Genomic DNA, 16,503 nt, shown 5'->3' with positions numbered 1-16,503 from the left:
GAACCACACCATGGCCATATGTCCCGGCAGTGAAGGGTTTTCAAGCGATGAGCGATGAGCAGGCAGTGCGCAATGCCCTGGCGAAGGTGGTGAAGCAGCCCGCAAGGGTGGAAGCGGTGGTGGCGCGCGATGGTCTGGTGCAGGCCACGCTGTCTGTCCCGCGCGAAGAGGCCCGGGCGCTGGAGCCCATGCGGGCCGCCGCCGAGGCGGCGCTGGCGGCACTCCCCGGCGTGCTTTCGGCCACCGTGGTGCTGACAGCGCATGCCCAACCGCCTGCCCCACCCGGGAAGAAACCGCCCACCGGGCAGGGTGAGATGCTGCTGCCGGAAGTGAGCAAAATCATTGCTGTGGCCTCGGGCAAAGGCGGCGTGGGCAAATCCACCACCGCGGTGAACCTGGCGGTGGCGCTGGCGGCGCAGGGGCTGCGGGTGGGGCTGCTGGATGCCGATATCTATGGCCCCTCCCTGCCCCAGATGCTGGGCACGCAGGAGAAGCCACGCGTCACCGGCAGCCGTATTCATCCCATTGAGCGCTGGGGGCTGAAGGCCATGTCCATCGGTTTCCTGGTCGATCAGGAAACGCCAATGATCTGGCGCGGCCCCATGGTGATGGGCGCGCTGGAGCAGATGATGGGCCAGGTGGAGTGGGGTGCGCTCGATATTCTGGTGGTGGATATGCCGCCGGGCACGGGCGATGCGCAGCTCACCATGAGCCAGCGCGTGCCGCTGGCCGGCGCTGTGATCGTCTCCACGCCACAGGATGTGGCGCTGATCGACGCCCGCCGCGGGGTGCGGATGTTCGAGAAGGTGAATGTCCCCGTCCTCGGCCTGATCGAGAACATGTCGTTTTATTGCTGCCCGAATTGCGGCCATCGCGCCGATATCTTCGGTCATGGCGGGGCGGAGGCGGAAGCCGCGCGGCTGGGGGCGGAATTTCTCGGCGCCTTGCCGATCAGATTGGAGATCCGCGAATTGGCCGATGCCGGCACCCCCATCGCCGCCAGCCGGCCTGAGAGTGAGGTGGCAGCGATGTATAGCGCCATTGCCGCGAGGATCTGGCAGAAGCTGGGCAAACAACCAGCCGCCCCGCCCCCCAGTATCACAATGGCGTAACATGACGGCTTGGTGAATACGCGATGCGGCACTTGCGAAGCGCGCAGCCTCATGGGACACCTGTTCTCACACGCGACGGTGCTACCTCAACTGGTGCCTAGTACGAGTGGTGGGCACACGCTGAACTGGCACCCCGCGAGAGCGGAAGGAGCGGCGCTTTGCCTGATGGCGGAACGGTCAATCTTGCAGCAGTTCACGGGTCCGGAGGCTTTCCGGCCCTGGTCCTAAACGCTGATTTTAGGCCGCTTTCCTATTTTCCTCTCTCGCTATGGTCCTGGCAGGATGCGGTGAAGGCGGTGTTTCTCGACCGTGTGTCGGTGCTCAGCGAATATGATGTGGAGGTGCATTCCCCCTCCCACGCCATGCGCCTGCCGAGCGTGATCGCGCTGCGCGACTATATCCCCGCAGCCCGGCGGCCGGCCTTCACCCGGTTCAACGTGTTTCTGCGCGACAGTTTCGAATGCCAATATTGCGGCGATGGTTTCCCGGCGCATGACCTCACTTTTGACCATGTGATTCCGCGCAGCCGGGGCGGCCTGACCAGTTGGACCAATGTGGTGGCCGCCTGCGGGCCGTGCAATTTGCGCAAGGGCAGCAAGCTGCCGCGAGAATGCCATATGCTGCCCCGGCAGGAGCCGCGCGCGCCCACCAGTTGGGAATTGCAGGATAATGGCCGGGCCTTCCCGCCCAACCACCTGCATGAGAGCTGGCGGGATTACCTGTATTGGGACAGCGAGTTGGAGCAGGGCTGATTGACGCCGGCCTCCCGCGCTGCAAAGCAGCGGCGAGGAGACCCTGCCCATGACCCTGCAAACTGAGATCGAGGCCCTCTGGGCCGCCCGCGACACCATCAATTCCGGCACCCAAGGCCCGGCCCGCGAGGCCGTGGAGGCCGCGCTGGACATGCTTGACCGTGGCGAGGCCCGGGTGGCCGAACCCGGTGCCGATGGCTGGGCGGTCAATCAATGGCTCAAGCAAGCCGTGCTGCTCTCCTTCCGCCTGACCGACAGCGCGCCGATGGACACCGCCGCCGGCGCCTTTGACAAGGTGCCGCTGAAATGGACCGGCTGGGGCGAAAACCGCTGGAAAGAGGCGGGCTTCCGCGCTGTGCCCGGTGCCGTCGTGCGCCGCTCCGCCTTCATCGCGCCGAATGTGGTGCTGATGCCCAGCTTCGTGAATCTGGGCGCCTATGTCGGTGCCAATACCATGGTCGATACCTGGGCCACGGTGGGCTCCTGCGCGCAGATCGGCAAGAATGTTCACCTCTCCGGCGGCGTGGGCATTGGCGGCGTGCTGGAGCCGCTACAGGCCAATCCCGTGGTGATCGAGGATGATTGCTTCATCGGCGCCCGCTCCGAGGTGGTGGAGGGCGTGATTGTCGAGCGTGGCTCGGTGCTCTCCATGGGCGTGTTCATTTCGGCCACGACCAAGATCATCGACCGTGCGACGGGCGAGATTTTTGTCGGCCGCGTGCCGGCCTATTCCGTGGTGGTGCCGGGCAACCTGCCGGGCAAGCCGCTGCCCGATGGCTCACCCGGCCCCAGCCTGTATTGCGCGGTGATCGTCAAGACGGTGGATGCGCAGACCCGCGCCAAAACCTCGATCAACGACCTGCTGCGTGACTGAACCCGCCGCTGCCGCGCTTGACCCGGCGGCGCATGATGTCTTGGCACTGGCGCAGGCACTGATCCGCTGCGCCAGCGTCACCCCTGCCGATGATGGCGCGCTGGATGTGGTGCAGCGGGCGCTGGAAGCCCGCGGCTTCACCTGCTGGCGGCTGCCTTTCAATGAGGTGGACAACCTATTCGCCCGGCGTGGTACCACCGCGCCACATTTCTGCTTCGCCGGCCACACCGATGTTGTGCCGCCGGGCGCCGCGCCCTGGACCCATCCACCCTTCGCCGGCGATGTCGAAAACGGCACCCTCTTTGGCCGCGGCGCGCAGGATATGAAGGGCGCCATCGCCGCCTTCATCGCCGCCATTCCGCAGAGCAATCCCGGCTCCCTCTCCCTGCTCATCACCGGCGATGAGGAAGGCCCCAGCGTGGATGGCACCCTCCGCGTGCTGGAATGGATGGAGGCACATGGCCATGTCCCCGATATGTGCCTGGTGGGCGAGCCCACCTCCAAGGCCGTGCTCGGCGATACGCTGAAAATCGGCCGGCGTGGCAGCATGAACGCCTGGATCACCGTGCATGGCCGCCAGGGCCACAGCGCCTATCCGCAGAAGGCCGATAACCCGGTCCACCGGCTGCTCGCCGCCCTGGCGGCGTTGACGGCCAGCCCGCTCGATTCGGGCAGCCAATGGTTCGAGGCCAGCACCCTGCAGGTGACCGGCGTTCAGGTGGACAATACCGCGACCAATGTCATCCCCGGCCAGGCCAGCGCCTTTTTGAACATCCGCTTCAACGAGTTGCATGATTCCACCGCGCTGACCGCGCATTTGCGCGCCGTGCTCACCCGCCACGCGCCGCAACATGATCTGCGCGTGGTGGTGAGCGGTGAGAGCTTCCTCACCCAGCCTGGCCCATTTGTGGATGCGCTTGTGCGCGCCACCCAGGCGGCAACCGGGGTGACCCCCAGGCTGGACACTGGCGGGGGAACCTCCGACGCTCGCTTTATTACCCGGCTCTGCCCTGTGGCCGAGTTGGGTGGGGTGGGCAGCACCATGCATCAGGTGGATGAATGCGTGCCGGTGGCCGAGTTACAGGCTCTCACCATACTCTATGCCAGCATCATCAAGGAGCTGCTCGCCTGACCATAATACCTGACACCACGCGCAGCATCGCCATCGGCCTCGAAGGCGGGCTGGAATTGGCGCGCGGCAGGCCCACGGGGATGAATGCCTTCGATGGCTCCCCCACCGAGACCATGCGCAGCTTCTGGGCCGGTGCGATCTGCTGGCCGATGTTCTTCGCTCTCGGCCTCATCACCGGGGTGAATGAGGGGATGGGCGAATGGCTGGTTGATGCGGTGGGCTTCGTGGTGGGCTGGGTTGGTTTTGCCCTGGCCTCGCAGATGATGGCGAAGCTGGCGGGGCGAGAGGCCGCTTGGCCGCGCTTCATTGCCGCCTGGAACTGGGCGAATATTCCGCAATACGCGGCGCTGGTGCTGCTCTCGGCGCCTGGAATGCTGCTGCCGGTAGGCTTTGCCCAGGTGCTGGCCCTGGTGGCGGTGGGCTATGCGATGTGGCTGGAATGGTTCGTCACCAAACATGCCCTGGGCATTCCCGGGGCGAGTGCGGTGATGTTTGTGCTGCTCGATGTCGCGATTGGGCTCTTCGTGCAGGGTGTCGTCGGCCGGATGACGATGTAGCGCCTAAACCCAATCGGGCGGCGTGTCATAGCGCACCCACATGAAACACAGCCCATCGGGCGGCGCGGTCTGGCCGGCCTGGGCGCGGTCGCGGCTGTCCAGCACCTCCCGGGGCCAGGTCTCGGGGCGGCGGCCCTTGCCCACTTCCGCCAGCGTGCCGGCCAGGTTGCGGATCTGGTGATGCAGGAAGCTGCGGGCCTCGGCCTCGATGATGATCTCATCGCCCTCGCGCCGCACGCGCAGCACCTCCATCGTGCGCACTGGCGAGGCCGCCTGGCAGCTCGCCGCGCGATAGGCCGAGAAATCATGCCGCCCGAGCAGGCCTTCGGCCGCGCGGTGCATCGCCTGGGCATCCATCGCATAGGGGATATGCCAGACCCGCCCGGCATCCAGCGCCGGGCGGCTGGAGCGGTTGAGGATGCGGTAGCGATAGCCTCGCTGGGTGGCGGAGAACCGGGGCGACCAGCCCTCAGGCGCCATCGCCGCCGCGCGCACCACCACCGGCCAGGGCCGGAGGTGGAAATTCAGCGCCATGCGCAGCTTTTCCGGCGCGAGAGCGGCGGAAAGGGTGATCTCCGCCACCTGGCCCAGCGCATGCACGCCCGAATCGGTGCGGCCAGCGGCCACCGCCACGGCCTTCTCGCCGCCATTGAGCGCCGCGGCCTGCTCCTCCAGCACCTGCTGCACCGAAGGGCCATTGGACTGGCGCTGCCAGCCCTGAAAGGCCGCGCCGTCATATTCCAGCACAAGGGCGTAGCGCGGCATCAGAGCTGCGCGGGCAAAGCGGTGCCGCGCAGGAAGGCATCGGCCTCCATCGCGGCGCGGCCGGGGCGTTGCAGGCGCAGCAGGCGCAGCGCGCCCTCGCCGCAGGCGATCAGGCCCGGGGAAAGCTGCTGGCCAGGCGCGCCGGTGCCGGGGGCGGCCATTGCATCCAGCACGCGGATATTGTCCGGCCCCAAGGGGAAAAAGGCGCCCGGCCAGGGGTTCATCGCCCGCACCCTCCGCTCCAGCCCTGCCGCCGGCTCGCGCCAATCCAATAGCCCATCGGCTTTGCTGAGCTTGGCGGCGTAGGTGGCGCCTGCCTCAGGCTGCGGGGTGGCGATGGGCTGTTCCGCCAGGCCGCGCAGGATAAGGTCAGCCCCCATGGCGCTCAGCGCGTCATGCAATTCGGGCGTGGTGATGCGCGGGTGAAGCGCCATGGCCTCACGCAGCAGCATGGGGCCGGTGTCCAGCCCCTCTTCCATGCGCATGATGGTGATACCGCTTTGAGCGTCGCCGGCCAACACCGCGGCATGGATGGGGGCCGCCCCCCGCCAGCGCGGCAGCAGCGAGGCATGGATATTGATGCAGCCCAGGCGCGGTGCCTCCAGCATGGCCGGTGGCAGAATCAGGCCATAGGCGGCGACAACCGCCACATCGGCGGCGAGGGCGGCAAAAGCGGCGTGTTCGGCCGCATCGCGCCGCACCCGAGCGGGGGTGCGCACCGGCAAGCCCAGTTCCAGGGCGGCCAGATGCACCGGGCATGGCGTCTCCCGCTGGCCGCGATGGGCAGGCTTGGGCGGCTGGGCATAGACGCAGACGACCTCATGCGCGGCATGCAACGCCCGCAGGGCGGGGACGGAGAATTCGGGACTGCCCATGAAAATGACACGCATGGGGGCCTATCAGCCTACTCGCCGATATTGAGCAAGGCCCCCCGCACATGGGCGGGCTGGATTTGCCGCATGAACAGCAACAGCGAATCAAGCGCGCACCGGGCAGCCTCGCGCTAACGCGGGCGCGGCGCCTCAACCAAAAGGGCCGGCGCCATCGGGTTCAGCCCTTCTCGCCGATCATATGGCCGAACCGCACGGCCTTGGTGGCGAGGTAGCCATCATTGACGCCATTGCCGGCGAATTCATGCGCTACCCGGCCCTCAACCTCGATCCCGCAGGCGGCCAGGGAGGCCAGCTTGTCCGGGTTGTTGGTCAGCAATTGCACCCGGCCGATGCCGAGCTGGCGCAGCATCTCGGCGGCGACGAGGAAGTTGCGCTCATCCGCGCCATAGCCGAGCGCCCGGTTGGCATCGAGCGTGTCCAGCCCCTGGTCCTGCAGCGCATAGGCCCGCAGCTTGTTCACTAGGCCAATGCCGCGGCCCTCCTGCGCCAGATAGAGCAGCACACCATGGCCATGGCTGGCCATCTTATGCAGTGCGCCGCGCAGCTGCGGCCCGCAATCGCAGCGCAGCGAGCCCAGAAGGTCGCCGGTGAAGCACTCGCTATGGGCACGGGCGAGCGGTGTGCCGCCGGCAGCGGCGAAGCCCACCGGGTCACCCACTAGGATAGCCAGATGCTCAATTCCGCCATCGGCGGCGCGAAAGGCGATGATCCGCGCCTCGGGCACATGCTCCAGCGGCACCCGGGCCTCGGCCACCGGGCGCAAGGTGGTGGCGGCGGAGGGCGGATAGGCGGCGATATCGGCCGCGGCCACCAGGGCCAGGCCCTGGGTCTCGGCCTCGACACCCTCCCGCGCCGGGGCCGCAACCAGGGCGGGCAGCAGGCGGCCAAGCTTGGCCAGTGCCAGAGCCGGCGCAGCCAGCACGGGAGAAGCCACCCGCTCGGGCTGCTCGGGCAACAGCAATTCGGCGGTGGGGTCGGCCAGCCCGCGCAGCCGCTGGGGCGTCAGCAGCCCCTCGGGCAGGCTGAGGGCGACGGCCCCTTGCTCGGGCGCGCTGAGCGATACCGGGCGTGACAGCACCGCGGCGGCACGCACCGGCGCCAGCAGCAATACCGGCGCACAGAGCGCCACGGCCATCAACTCGCGCAGACCCTCGGCCCCCACCGTCTCCGCGGCGGCCACCACCAGGGCGCCATCCGGCCCGCCCACCAGCACCGGCGTGCCGCGCCGCAGATCCGCCATGGCCCGATGCACCGCGCGCATGGCCAGCACCCCGTTTTGGGGTGCTGGCGCGTGGCCTTCGGGCGGGCTCACAAAAAGGAGAGACATTCTGGCAAATTCCATTGTGGTAGGACTCAACGCCTCAGATGTGGCGTGGGAGGTGTTGCGCCACATGTGGGGAGCTTCACGTTTCAGTCCATGGGCGTCCCATACTAAGTCACATCTGCGCGATTGAATGCACGAATCGCTTCACCTTCCAGCGGGATTAGGTGCTAAGTCCGTGAGGTCGCGTTTTCGCCCCCTTCCAAACTCGGTGGGGTGGTCCGTGTCCATGAACCTAAAACGAGGTGTTCGCATGGCCACTCCCCGGCCCGTTCTGATTATCGATGATGAAGCGGCGGTGCGTGACACGCTGCTCGATCAGCTGGCGATCGATGGCGAATTCACCCCGGTGGCCGCTGAGAGCGCTGCGGCGGCTGACAGGTTGCTGGCACTGGAGGAGTCGCGTTTCGATGCCATCCTGCTCGATATCGGTCTACCGGATTGTGACGGAAGGGAATATTGCGCCAGATTGCGCAAGGCTGGCGTCTCGGTGCCCATCATTATGCTCACCGGCGCGGGGGCCGAGCAGGATGTGGTGCGCGGCCTCGATAGTGGCGCGAATGGTTATATCGCCAAGCCTTTCCGCCTGAATGAATTGCTGGCGCGGCTCAGGGCGCAATTGCGGGTGTTCGACAACTCCGAGCACGCGGTTTTTACCGTGGGGCCCTACCTCTTCCGCCCAGCCTCCAAGCAATTGGTGGAAAGCGGACGAAACAGGAAAATTCGCCTAACCGAAAAAGAGGCAGCGATCCTCAAATACCTCTATCGGGCGGCCGGCAAACCGGTGCCGCGGCAGACTTTGCTCAATGAGGTCTGGGGCTACAACAGCGCCGTCACCACCCACACCTTGGAGACCCATATCTATCGCCTGCGCCAGAAGATAGAGCCTGACCCCAATGACACCCGCCTGCTGCTGACCGAGGGCGGTGGCTATCGGCTGGATGCGCGAGTGACGGAGCCAGCCTGAGCCCCGGGCAGGGCTTCAGCGCAGCAGCACCGGCAGCATGGCGTCCAGCCGCAGCCGGCCCTCGATGGTGGTGCGCAGCCGTTGGCCGCGCCACTCCAGATAGCCCTCATCAATGCAGGCGGCGAGCATGGCCGCATCCACCGTCTCGGCGAATGGCAGGGAGGAGCGGGCGGCAATACGCTCCGGGTCCACCCCCTCATCCAGCCTGAGGCCCATCAGCAGCGCCTCGCGGCCGCGATCCTGCGGGGTCAGGGCCTGTTCCTCGGTGCCGCCATGGCCAGTGCGTTCGACGCGGGCGGCCCATTCCTCGGGGCCGCGATGGCGGCGGGTGGCCAACATCTCACCATCCAACAGCAAGCGCTGATGCGCGCCGGGGCCGATGCCGAGATAATCGCCATAGCGCCAATACGCCAGGTTGTGCCGGCTCTGCGCTCCCGGCTGGGCGTAGTTCGACACCTCATAGGGTGCCAGGCCGAAGCCTGCCGCCTCCTCGGCGGTGGCGAAGTAAAGCCGCGCGGCCTCGTCCCCCTCGGGCAGGGCAAAAGCACCGCGGGCATATTCGGTGGCGAAGCGCGTACCTGGCTCGATGGTGAGTTGGTAAAGTGAGAGGTGATCGGCCGCCAGCGCCAGCGCCTGGCGCAGCTCGGCCCGCCAGGCGGCCTCGCTTTGGCCGGGGCGGGCATAGATCATATCGAAGGAGACCCGCGGGAAGGTTTTGCGGGCGAGTTCGAGTGCGGCGATGGCCTCTGATGCATCATGGCGGCGGCCAAGGAAGCGCAGCGCATCCTCGGAGAGCGCCTGCACGCCGAGCGAGACCCGGTTCACGCCCGCCTCGCGGAAGGCGCGCAGCTTGCCCAGTTCCACGCTGGTTGGGTTGGCTTCGAGTGTGATCTCTATATCGGGCGTGGGCTCGAACAATGCTGTGGCGTCCGCGATCAGCGCCGCCACGGTCTCCGGCAGCATTAGGCTGGGTGTGCCGCCGCCGAAGAAGATCGAGGCCAGGGGCCGGCGCGCTCCATTGCCGCTCGCACCCGGCGCGAGCCGCGCCGCCTCATGCGCCAACTCCGCCCGCAACGCTGCGGCAAAGCGGGTATGGTCCACCCCGGCCTCGCGCACATGCGAGTTGAAATCGCAATATGGGCATTTCGAGGTGCAGAAGGGCCAGTGGATGTAGAGGGCGAGAGGTTCATTCACCCGCCCCATATGGCCCGCGCCGGGCTACCTCGCCAGCGCCGCGCGCATGCGCGCATAAAGATTAGGATGCTGGCCGAACCGCCGCCGGGACCAAAACCCCAGAGAAGCTGGAAGGCCCTCCCCTGCGCCCTGGCAGCGGGGCAAGAGGGCGGCGCCTCATCGCGCCGCCTGCGGCTCAATCCCCGCCAGCCGCGCCGCCGCGCCCCATTTTGTCAGCTCAGCCTGCACGAAGGCGCGGGTTTCAGCCGGCGAGGTGCTGATCACCTCAGCCCCCAGCACCCGGTGGCGGTCCAGCACAACAGGGTTGCGCAGCGCGGCGGCGATATCGCGCGACTGGGTCGCCGCCAGCTCCTCCGCCATATTGGCAGGGCCTATCACCATACCCCAGGTGGTGGCCTCGAAGCCGGGCAGCAGGGCCTCGGCCACGGTCGGCACATCGGGCAATTGCGGGCTGCGGGCGGCGCCGGTGGTGGCCAGCGCCTTGAGCGTGCCGGCCTGGATATGCGGCAGGGCTGCCGGCACGGTGTCGAACATGATGTCCACCCGGCCCGAGATCAGATCCGGATGCGCCTGGGTGCTGCCGCGATAGGGTACATAGCTCAGCTCAATGCCGGTCTGGTTGGCGAACATCAGCGGCGCGAGGCGCACGACACCGCCAGTTCCGGCGAAGCTGATAGCACCCGCGCCCCGGGCGCGGGCCAGGGCCACCAATTCAGCCGGCGTGCTGGCACCGAAATTCCGGGCAGCGCAGATCACCAGCGGCGTGCGCGTGGCCATGGTTAGGAAGGTGAAATCGGCCATGGTGTCGAAAGGCAGGCGGTAGAAGGCGGCATTGACCGGATGCGCGACCGAGACAAGGGCCAGGGCATGGCCGTCCGGCGCGGCGCGGGCCAGGGCTTCTGTGCCGATCACACCATCGGCGCCAGCGCGGTTTTCCACCGCCACCGGCTGTCCCCAGCTGGCAGCCAGCGGGTCGGCAATCAGCCGGGCGGTGATGTCGGACACGCCGCCGGGCGTATAGGGCACGATAATGCGCACCGGGCGCTGCGCGCTGAAGCGTGTCTGGGCCAAAGCGGGCGTAGCGAGCAGCGCGAATGCCGCGCGGCGGGTGGTCTTCATCAGGCTTCCTCCGTTTGAGCGAAGCCTGAACCAGCCTTAGCCTCCGGGCAAGCGGTTTGCGGCTCGACGGTTCTCATAGGCACGGGCATGCAGCAGAGCCAGGCCATGCGCCGGGCTCACCACCCCCAGCCGCGCGGCGGCGGTGGCGAGGTAGCCAAGAATATGCTCGCCCTCAGAGGGCTTGGCCCCCTCCAGATCGCGCAGCATGGAGGTGGCATAGAGGCTGTTCGTCTCGCTGAACATGGCGCGGTACTGCGCCATGAAGCTGTCGGGCATGGAGTGGCCATGGGCCGCGGCGATGGCGGCATTGGCCTCCAGCACGCCCTGCATGAAGGCCACGCCGCCCTCGGCGCGGGCAATCTCGCCCACCGCGGCGCGCATCAGCACGGTGCAAATGGCGGAGGTGCCCAGATGCACCATTTTTTCCCACATCTGCTGGCGGATATCCGGCACCGCCTGAGCCACCATGCCTATGGCAGGCCGGAAGGCCTCGGCCAGCGCCGCCGTGCGGGCCGAGTCGCCGCCCGCCAATTCGCCAAAGGTGAGCCAGCGCCAGTCATTGAGCTGCTGCACCACGCCATCGGGCCTGAGCGTGGCCTGGATTTTCGCCAGCCCCCCCAGCACGTTCCCGGGCCCAAAGGCAGCCTGCAGCGCCTCGATATGCGACAGGCCATTGAGCACCGGCAGCACCGCCATATGGCCATCCATCGCCGGGCGCAGGGTGGCAATGGCATCGGCCAGATCATAGGCCTTGGCGGTCATGATCGCGATATCATAGCCAGGGCGCAGCGCCTCGGCGGTGATGGTCTTCACCGCCAAGGTGGCGTCGCCGAAGGGGCTGACAATGCGCAAACCATGCTCGGCCAAGGCCCGGGCGCGCGCGGGGCGAACCAGAAAGGTCACATCCCCACCGGCCTGGGCCAGCCGGCCACCGAAATATCCACCCAGCGCGCCGGCGCCCAGCATCAGAACCCGCATGAACCGCTCCCCTGTTGTCGCAGCGCTACACCGTGGCGGCCGGCTTGTCAGGTGCGCGGGCCAACGAGGCGGCGCAGCGTGGCCAGCATGGCCGGACTGTCCCACTCTGCCTCGCCCTCCAGCCTTGCCACCTCCTCTCCCGCACGATTGACGATAATGGTGGTGGGCAGGCCGCGGGCGCCCAGCACCCGGGCGGCAATACCGCGCGGGTCCAGCAGCACAGGCAGGTGGGCTACACCGGTGCGGGCGTAGAAAGCCTGCACCTGGGCCGCGCCGCCACGGTCGGAGGAGAGCGGCAGCACGACAAAGCCATCACCCGCCAGTGCGGCGGCCGCTCTGTCCAGCGCGGGCATTTCCGCCACGCAAGGCGGGCACCAGGTGGCCCAGAGATTGATCAGCAGCGCGCGGCCGCGAAACGCCGATGGGCCCTGGGTCAGCCCCTCGGCAGTGTTGAAGCTGATCTCGGGCAAGGCGCGGGTCGCCTCCGTCAGACGGTCCAGCCCGCCCCGCCCAGCGGCGCGCGCTGGACGGGCCAGCGCCGCCACGCCTAAAACCAATGCAACGCGTCTACCCGGAAGGTTCATCATTCCCGTGTCCATACCCAATACCATCGAAGCCGGAAACCAGATGTGGGGCGGCCGCTATGCCGAAGGCCCCTCCGCCATCATGGCCGAGATCAACGCCTCGATCGGTTTCGACCGAAAAATGTGGCGCCAGGACATTCGCGGCAGCCTCGCCCATGCCCGGATGCTGGCCCAGGTTGGCATTATCACCGCCGAGGACCTGGCTGCCATCGAGCGCGGCCTGGAGCAGATCGGCCAGGATATCGCCGCCGGCAATTTCGCCTTCGACTCCACGCTGGAGGACATCCACCTCAATATCGAGGCCCGGTTGACCGAGCGCATTGGCGAGGCCGGCAAGCGCCTGCACACCGGGCGCAGCCGCAATGACCAGGTGGCCACCGATATGCGCCTTTGGGTGCGCGACGCCATGGATGGGCTGGCAGGGCAGATCGAGGATTGCATGCGCGCCTTTGTTGGCGTTGCCGCCGCGCATACCGCCACGCTGATGCCTGGCTTCACCCATTTGCAGCCGGCCCAGCCGACCACGCTGGGGCATCACATGATGGCCTATGTGGAAATGCTCAGCCGCGACCTCTCGCGCATGCGCGATGCCCGCAACCGGCTGAATGAATGCCCACTTGGTGCCGCGGCACTCTGCGGCACCGGTTTTCCCATCGACCGCCACGCCACCGCCGCAGCGCTGGGCTTTGCAGGCCCCACCCGCAATAGCCTGGACAGCGTGGCCAGCCGCGATTTCGCTCTGGAATTTCTGGCGGCCTGCGCGATCTGCGCCACCCACCTCTCCCGCTTCGCCGAGGAGCTGGTGATATGGACCAACCCCAGCTTCGGCTTCGTGAAACTGGGCGATGGCATGACCACGGGCAGTTCCATCATGCCACAGAAGCGCAACCCGGACGCCGCCGAATTGGTGCGCGGCAAGACCGGGCGGATCAATGGCGCGTTGGTCGGGCTGCTCACCGTCATGAAGGGCCTTGCCCTGACCTATGCCAAGGATATGCAGGAGGACAAGGAAGGCGTCTTCGATGCCGCCGAAAGCCTCGCTTTGTGCCTGGCGGCCACCGCCGCCATGCTGCGCGACATGAAGCCCAACCTCAACCGCATGGCCGAGGCCGCAGGTGCGGGCTTCTCCACCGCCACCGATTTGGCGGATTGGCTGGTGCGCGAGCTGAAAATGCCGTTTCGTGACGCGCATCACGTGACCGGGCGCCTGGTTGCCCAGGCCGAGGCGATGGGCGTTGACCTGGCCGGTCTGACGCTGCGCGAGATGCAGGCGGTGGAGCCGCGCATCACGGAGAGTGTGTTTGGCGTGCTCACCCCCGCCGCCTCCGCCGCCAGCCGCACAAGCTTCGGTGGGACCGCACCCGTCAATGTGGCCATGATGGTGCAGTATTGGCAGGAGAAGCTGGCATGAGGAGCCTGAGCGCGATTCTGGCGCTGGCCCTGCTGGCGGCATGCGGCCGAGTGGGGCCACCGCGGCCGCCGGGACCGGCGGACCAAATCACCTATCCGCGGACCTACCCCGCACCGGAGCGGATACCCGCCACGCCCGCACCGGCCAATGCCACCCCAGCCGAGGCGCAGACCGCGCCCGCGCGCTGATGTGCCAGCGCACCGCTTGCCGAGAGACCCATCGCATGGCTCTATCCGCCGCCACCGGGAACGAGACACAATGATGCACCGCCGCCATATCTTGACCGCCGGCCTGGCCTTGCCAGCCATAGCCTCGGCCCAGGGCCAATGGCCCGAGCGCCCGGTGCGCATCATCGTGCCCTGGCCGCCCGGTGGCTCGACCGATGTGCTCTCCCGGCTGCTGGCCGAGCAACTGCAGGCCCGGCTCGGCCAAAGTTTCCTCATCGAGAACCGCCCCGGCGCCGGCGGCAATATAGGCACCGATGCGCTGGCTAAGGCCACACCGGATGGCTACTCCATGGCCCCCGTCACGGTGGGTGGCTGGACCATCAATCAATACCTCTTCGCCCGCATGCCCTATGATCCGGACCGTGATCTGCAGCCGATCTCGATGCATTGGACGCTGCCCAATGTCTTTATTGCCTCCACCACCCATTGCCCGGCCACCACGGCGGCCGAGTTCATCACCTGGGGCCGGGCGCGCCGCCAGGGGGTGAGCTATGGCAGCCCCGGCGTTGGCACCACGGCGCATCTCTCGGGCAGTTTCTTCTGCGGCAAGACAGGGCTGGATGGGCAGCATGTGCCCTTCCGCGGTGCCGCTCAGATCATTCCGGCGATGCTGGCCGGTGACCTCACCTTCGCCATCGACAATCTGGCGAGCTATGTGCCGCTCATCCAGGAGGGCCGGGCGCGGGCCTTCGCGGTCACCTCCGCCGAGCGCTGGCCTGGCCTGCCCAATGTGCCCACCATGGCAGAGGCCGGCATTGCCGATTTCGTGGTGGAGAGCTGGTGCGCCTTTGCCTTCCCCGCTGGTGTGCCGGCTGCCATCATCGAACGCGCCTCGGCCACGATGCAGGCGATTGCGGCCGACCCGGCGGTGCAGGAGCGGTTTATGCGCGCTGGTGCGCGCTGCGTGGGCAGCGCGCCTGAGGGGGTCCATGCCCGGGTGCGGCGGGAAAGGCCGCAATGGCAGGAAATGGTCCGTCTCTCCGGCGCGCGGATGGAATAGCGCGCAGCTTTGCGCCATATCCCACAGCCATGGCTCCCTGGACCAACGCGCTTTTCATCGACCACGCCGCGCTGCGGCTGACCTGGCGCAATTGGGGCGTGGTGGAGGATGGCCGGCTTTACCGTTCCAACCATCCGCTGCCCTTCCAACTCCGCACCGCGGTGCGCCGGCATGGCATTCGTACCCTGCTGAACCTGCGCGGCCACCGCGAGAGTTGCGGTGCTGATACTTTGAGCCGGCGAGAGGCTGCGCGACTTGGCCTGGTGCATGCTGATGCCCCCTTCGAAAGTCGTGGCGCGCCGCATAGGGAACGGATCGAGCGGCTGGCGGCCATGCTGTCGGATTTGCCCGAGCCCATTCTGATCCACTGCAAATCCGGCGCTGATCGCACGGGCCTCATTGCTGCTATCTGGCTGCTGTTGCAGGGCCGTGGGCCTGAGGAAGCCACGCGGCAACTCACTTGGCGGCATGGCCATGTTTCGGCCGCGCGCACCGGCATTCTGGACGCCTTCATCGCCGAATATACCCGGGCCTGGCCCAAGCCCTTTTTGCAATGGCTGCGCGAGGATTACGATGAGGACCGTTTGCGGACCAATTTCCGCAGCCGGAGTTGGGCCAACCTGCTGACCGATGGCATTATGCGCCGGGAGTGAGCCGGATGGCCGATGGGTGATGCAATGGGCCCGGTTGCGCGCTAAACCCACCGCCCCACGGATTGGCCCGCTGGGGGCATAGATAGGAACGCCGAGATGGATTTGCGCAGCCGCTTCACGGAAGAGATGAAGACCAGCATGAAGGCGGGCACCGCGCCGCGCACTTCGGCCATTCGCATGATCATCGCCAAAATGAAGGACGCGGATATTGCCGCGCGCCCTGGCCCGCCCCTGGATGATGCCGCCCTGGTGGGCCTGCTGCGCTCCATGGTGAAGAGTCGGCGCGAATCGGTGGAGATGTACCGGCAGGGCAACCGCCCCGAACTTGCCGAGAAAGAAGAGGCCGAGATAGCGGTGATCGAGGCCTTTCTGCCACAGCAGATGGACGAGGCCGCCATGGCGGCCGCAGTGGCCGAGGCGGTGGCCGAAACCGCAGCGTCCTCCAGCAAGGATATGGGCCGGGTGATGGCCGCGCTGAAGGCCAGGCACGCTGCGGCACTCGACATGGGCAAGGCAGGCCCAATGGTGAAGGCGGCGCTGGGCGGCTAGAGCATGTTAAAGCCTTGCGACTTCGCAAGGCGACTCGGAAAATGCAATAAAACAAAGCCTAGGGCCGTTTCACCGTCTTCGCTCTCGGTGAAACGGTTCCAGAGCGGCTCCGGCTCGGTTTCTATGGGCGTGTGAATGGATGGCCCAATGGGCGGATCGATGAGCTGATGCCGTGGTGATGGGTGCCGGCCGATAGGGGCTGACGGTCAAGGCCAACACGCAAAGGGCATCGTGGCTGCGCTTACGATTAATCCAGATCCTATTACCGTTAATACTCTATTCATTGAAAGAGGCTCCATGCTTTTTATACTGAAGCCGCGCTTGGCGGTGGATGTGTGTTGGAGGCAAGGCGCTGCGTTACCCGGCCACTGCGAACAGGCTGACGCTAAGATTGTCGCTCGCGAATCCGCTGCAC

Annotated in this window: 18 protein-coding genes; 11 read left to right on the top strand and 7 right to left on the bottom strand. The window is 67.0% G+C overall.

Annotated features, from left to right (window positions below; genetic code table 11):
- Window positions 1–47 precede the first annotated feature (47 nt).
- The 5 genes from ABWP84_RS10740 to ABWP84_RS10720 all read left to right on the top strand — a co-directional run bounded on the left by ABWP84_RS10740 (window position 48) and on the right by ABWP84_RS10720 (window position 4,427).
- The gene (locus ABWP84_RS10740) at window positions 48–1,112 is read left to right on the top strand and encodes an Mrp/NBP35 family ATP-binding protein (protein WP_353212036.1); all 1,065 of its coding nucleotides are present in this window, start codon (window positions 48–50) and stop codon (window positions 1,110–1,112) included.
- 158 nt (window positions 1,113–1,270) lie between these two features.
- Window positions 1,271–1,864, top strand: a complete 594-nt coding sequence (locus ABWP84_RS10735) for an HNH endonuclease (protein WP_353212018.1) — start codon at window positions 1,271–1,273, stop codon at window positions 1,862–1,864.
- Window positions 1,865–1,913: 49 nt separating this feature from the next.
- Complete coding sequence (dapD, locus tag ABWP84_RS10730) at window positions 1,914–2,738, top strand: 2,3,4,5-tetrahydropyridine-2,6-dicarboxylate N-succinyltransferase (protein WP_353212017.1); 825 nt, start codon at window positions 1,914–1,916, stop codon at window positions 2,736–2,738.
- Window positions 2,731–3,870 (top strand): succinyl-diaminopimelate desuccinylase, encoded by a 1,140-nt coding sequence (gene dapE / locus ABWP84_RS10725; RefSeq protein ID WP_353212016.1) that lies wholly within the window; start codon window positions 2,731–2,733, stop codon window positions 3,868–3,870. The genes dapD and dapE overlap by 8 nt, the downstream gene beginning before the upstream one ends.
- Before the next feature lie 56 nt (window positions 3,871–3,926).
- On the top strand, window positions 3,927–4,427 hold the full coding sequence (locus ABWP84_RS10720) for a hypothetical protein (protein ID WP_353212015.1): 501 nt from the start codon (window positions 3,927–3,929) through the stop codon (window positions 4,425–4,427).
- Between the two features lie 3 nt (window positions 4,428–4,430).
- Here ABWP84_RS10720 and truA read toward each other — a convergent pair whose 3' ends face one another.
- The 3 genes from truA to ABWP84_RS10705 form a co-directional block, all read right to left on the bottom strand.
- On the bottom strand, window positions 4,431–5,192 hold the full coding sequence (gene truA, locus ABWP84_RS10715; protein WP_353212014.1) for a tRNA pseudouridine(38-40) synthase TruA: 762 nt from the start codon (window positions 5,190–5,192) through the stop codon (window positions 4,431–4,433).
- Complete coding sequence (gene fmt / locus ABWP84_RS10710; RefSeq protein WP_353212013.1) at window positions 5,192–6,082, bottom strand: methionyl-tRNA formyltransferase; 891 nt, start codon at window positions 6,080–6,082, stop codon at window positions 5,192–5,194. Before fmt ends, truA begins: the two co-directional genes overlap by 1 nt.
- 160 nt (window positions 6,083–6,242) lie before the next feature.
- Window positions 6,243–7,412, bottom strand: coding sequence for a GTP cyclohydrolase II (locus ABWP84_RS10705; RefSeq protein ID WP_408904266.1), 1,170 nt, complete (start codon window positions 7,410–7,412; stop codon window positions 6,243–6,245).
- A 247-nt stretch (window positions 7,413–7,659) separates the two neighbouring features.
- Here ABWP84_RS10705 and ABWP84_RS10700 point away from each other — a divergent pair, with 247 nt between their 5' ends.
- Window positions 7,660–8,373: a response regulator transcription factor gene (locus tag ABWP84_RS10700; protein ID WP_353212012.1), complete on the top strand. Its 714-nt coding sequence runs from the start codon at window positions 7,660–7,662 to the stop codon at window positions 8,371–8,373.
- 15 nt (window positions 8,374–8,388) lie between these two features.
- On the opposite strand, the gene hemW is transcribed toward ABWP84_RS10700, so the two are convergent.
- From hemW to ABWP84_RS10680, 4 genes are all read right to left on the bottom strand, one after another.
- Window positions 8,389–9,567 (bottom strand): radical SAM family heme chaperone HemW, encoded by a 1,179-nt coding sequence (hemW, locus tag ABWP84_RS10695; protein WP_408904265.1) that lies wholly within the window; start codon window positions 9,565–9,567, stop codon window positions 8,389–8,391.
- Between the two features lie 156 nt (window positions 9,568–9,723).
- A complete protein-coding gene (locus ABWP84_RS10690; RefSeq protein ID WP_353212010.1) occupies window positions 9,724–10,686 on the bottom strand; it encodes a tripartite tricarboxylate transporter substrate-binding protein in 963 nt (320 codons plus the stop codon).
- A 36-nt stretch (window positions 10,687–10,722) separates the two neighbouring features.
- Complete coding sequence (locus tag ABWP84_RS10685; RefSeq protein ID WP_353212009.1) at window positions 10,723–11,664, bottom strand: 2-dehydropantoate 2-reductase; 942 nt, start codon at window positions 11,662–11,664, stop codon at window positions 10,723–10,725.
- Between the two features lie 47 nt (window positions 11,665–11,711).
- Window positions 11,712–12,209, bottom strand: coding sequence for a TlpA disulfide reductase family protein (locus ABWP84_RS10680; protein ID WP_353212008.1), 498 nt, complete (start codon window positions 12,207–12,209; stop codon window positions 11,712–11,714).
- Window positions 12,210–12,291: 82 nt separating this feature from the next.
- Here ABWP84_RS10680 and argH point away from each other — a divergent pair, with 82 nt between their 5' ends.
- The 5 genes from argH to ABWP84_RS10655 all read left to right on the top strand — a co-directional run bounded on the left by argH (window position 12,292) and on the right by ABWP84_RS10655 (window position 16,088).
- Entirely contained in the window at window positions 12,292–13,659 is a 1,368-nt protein-coding gene (gene argH / locus ABWP84_RS10675; protein WP_353212034.1) for an argininosuccinate lyase, read from the top strand.
- A complete protein-coding gene (locus ABWP84_RS10670) occupies window positions 13,656–13,847 on the top strand; it encodes a hypothetical protein (RefSeq protein ID WP_353212037.1) in 192 nt (63 codons plus the stop codon). Before argH ends, ABWP84_RS10670 begins: the two co-directional genes overlap by 4 nt.
- A gap of 70 nt (window positions 13,848–13,917) precedes the next feature.
- Window positions 13,918–14,886, top strand: a complete 969-nt coding sequence (locus ABWP84_RS10665) for a tripartite tricarboxylate transporter substrate-binding protein (protein ID WP_353212007.1) — start codon at window positions 13,918–13,920, stop codon at window positions 14,884–14,886.
- A 29-nt stretch (window positions 14,887–14,915) separates the two neighbouring features.
- Window positions 14,916–15,539, top strand: a complete 624-nt coding sequence (locus tag ABWP84_RS10660; protein ID WP_353212006.1) for a tyrosine-protein phosphatase — start codon at window positions 14,916–14,918, stop codon at window positions 15,537–15,539.
- 96 nt (window positions 15,540–15,635) lie between these two features.
- Window positions 15,636–16,088 (top strand): GatB/YqeY domain-containing protein, encoded by a 453-nt coding sequence (locus ABWP84_RS10655; RefSeq protein ID WP_353212005.1) that lies wholly within the window; start codon window positions 15,636–15,638, stop codon window positions 16,086–16,088.
- Window positions 16,089–16,503 lie beyond the last annotated feature (415 nt).

Source organism: Rhodovarius sp. (assembly GCF_040399605.1).
Classification (GTDB): Bacteria; Pseudomonadota; Alphaproteobacteria; order Acetobacterales; family Acetobacteraceae; genus Rhodovarius; species Rhodovarius crocodyli_A.
The sequence above is the reverse complement of the archived record's forward strand: the minus strand, read 5'-3'. Positions and strand labels throughout refer to the sequence as shown.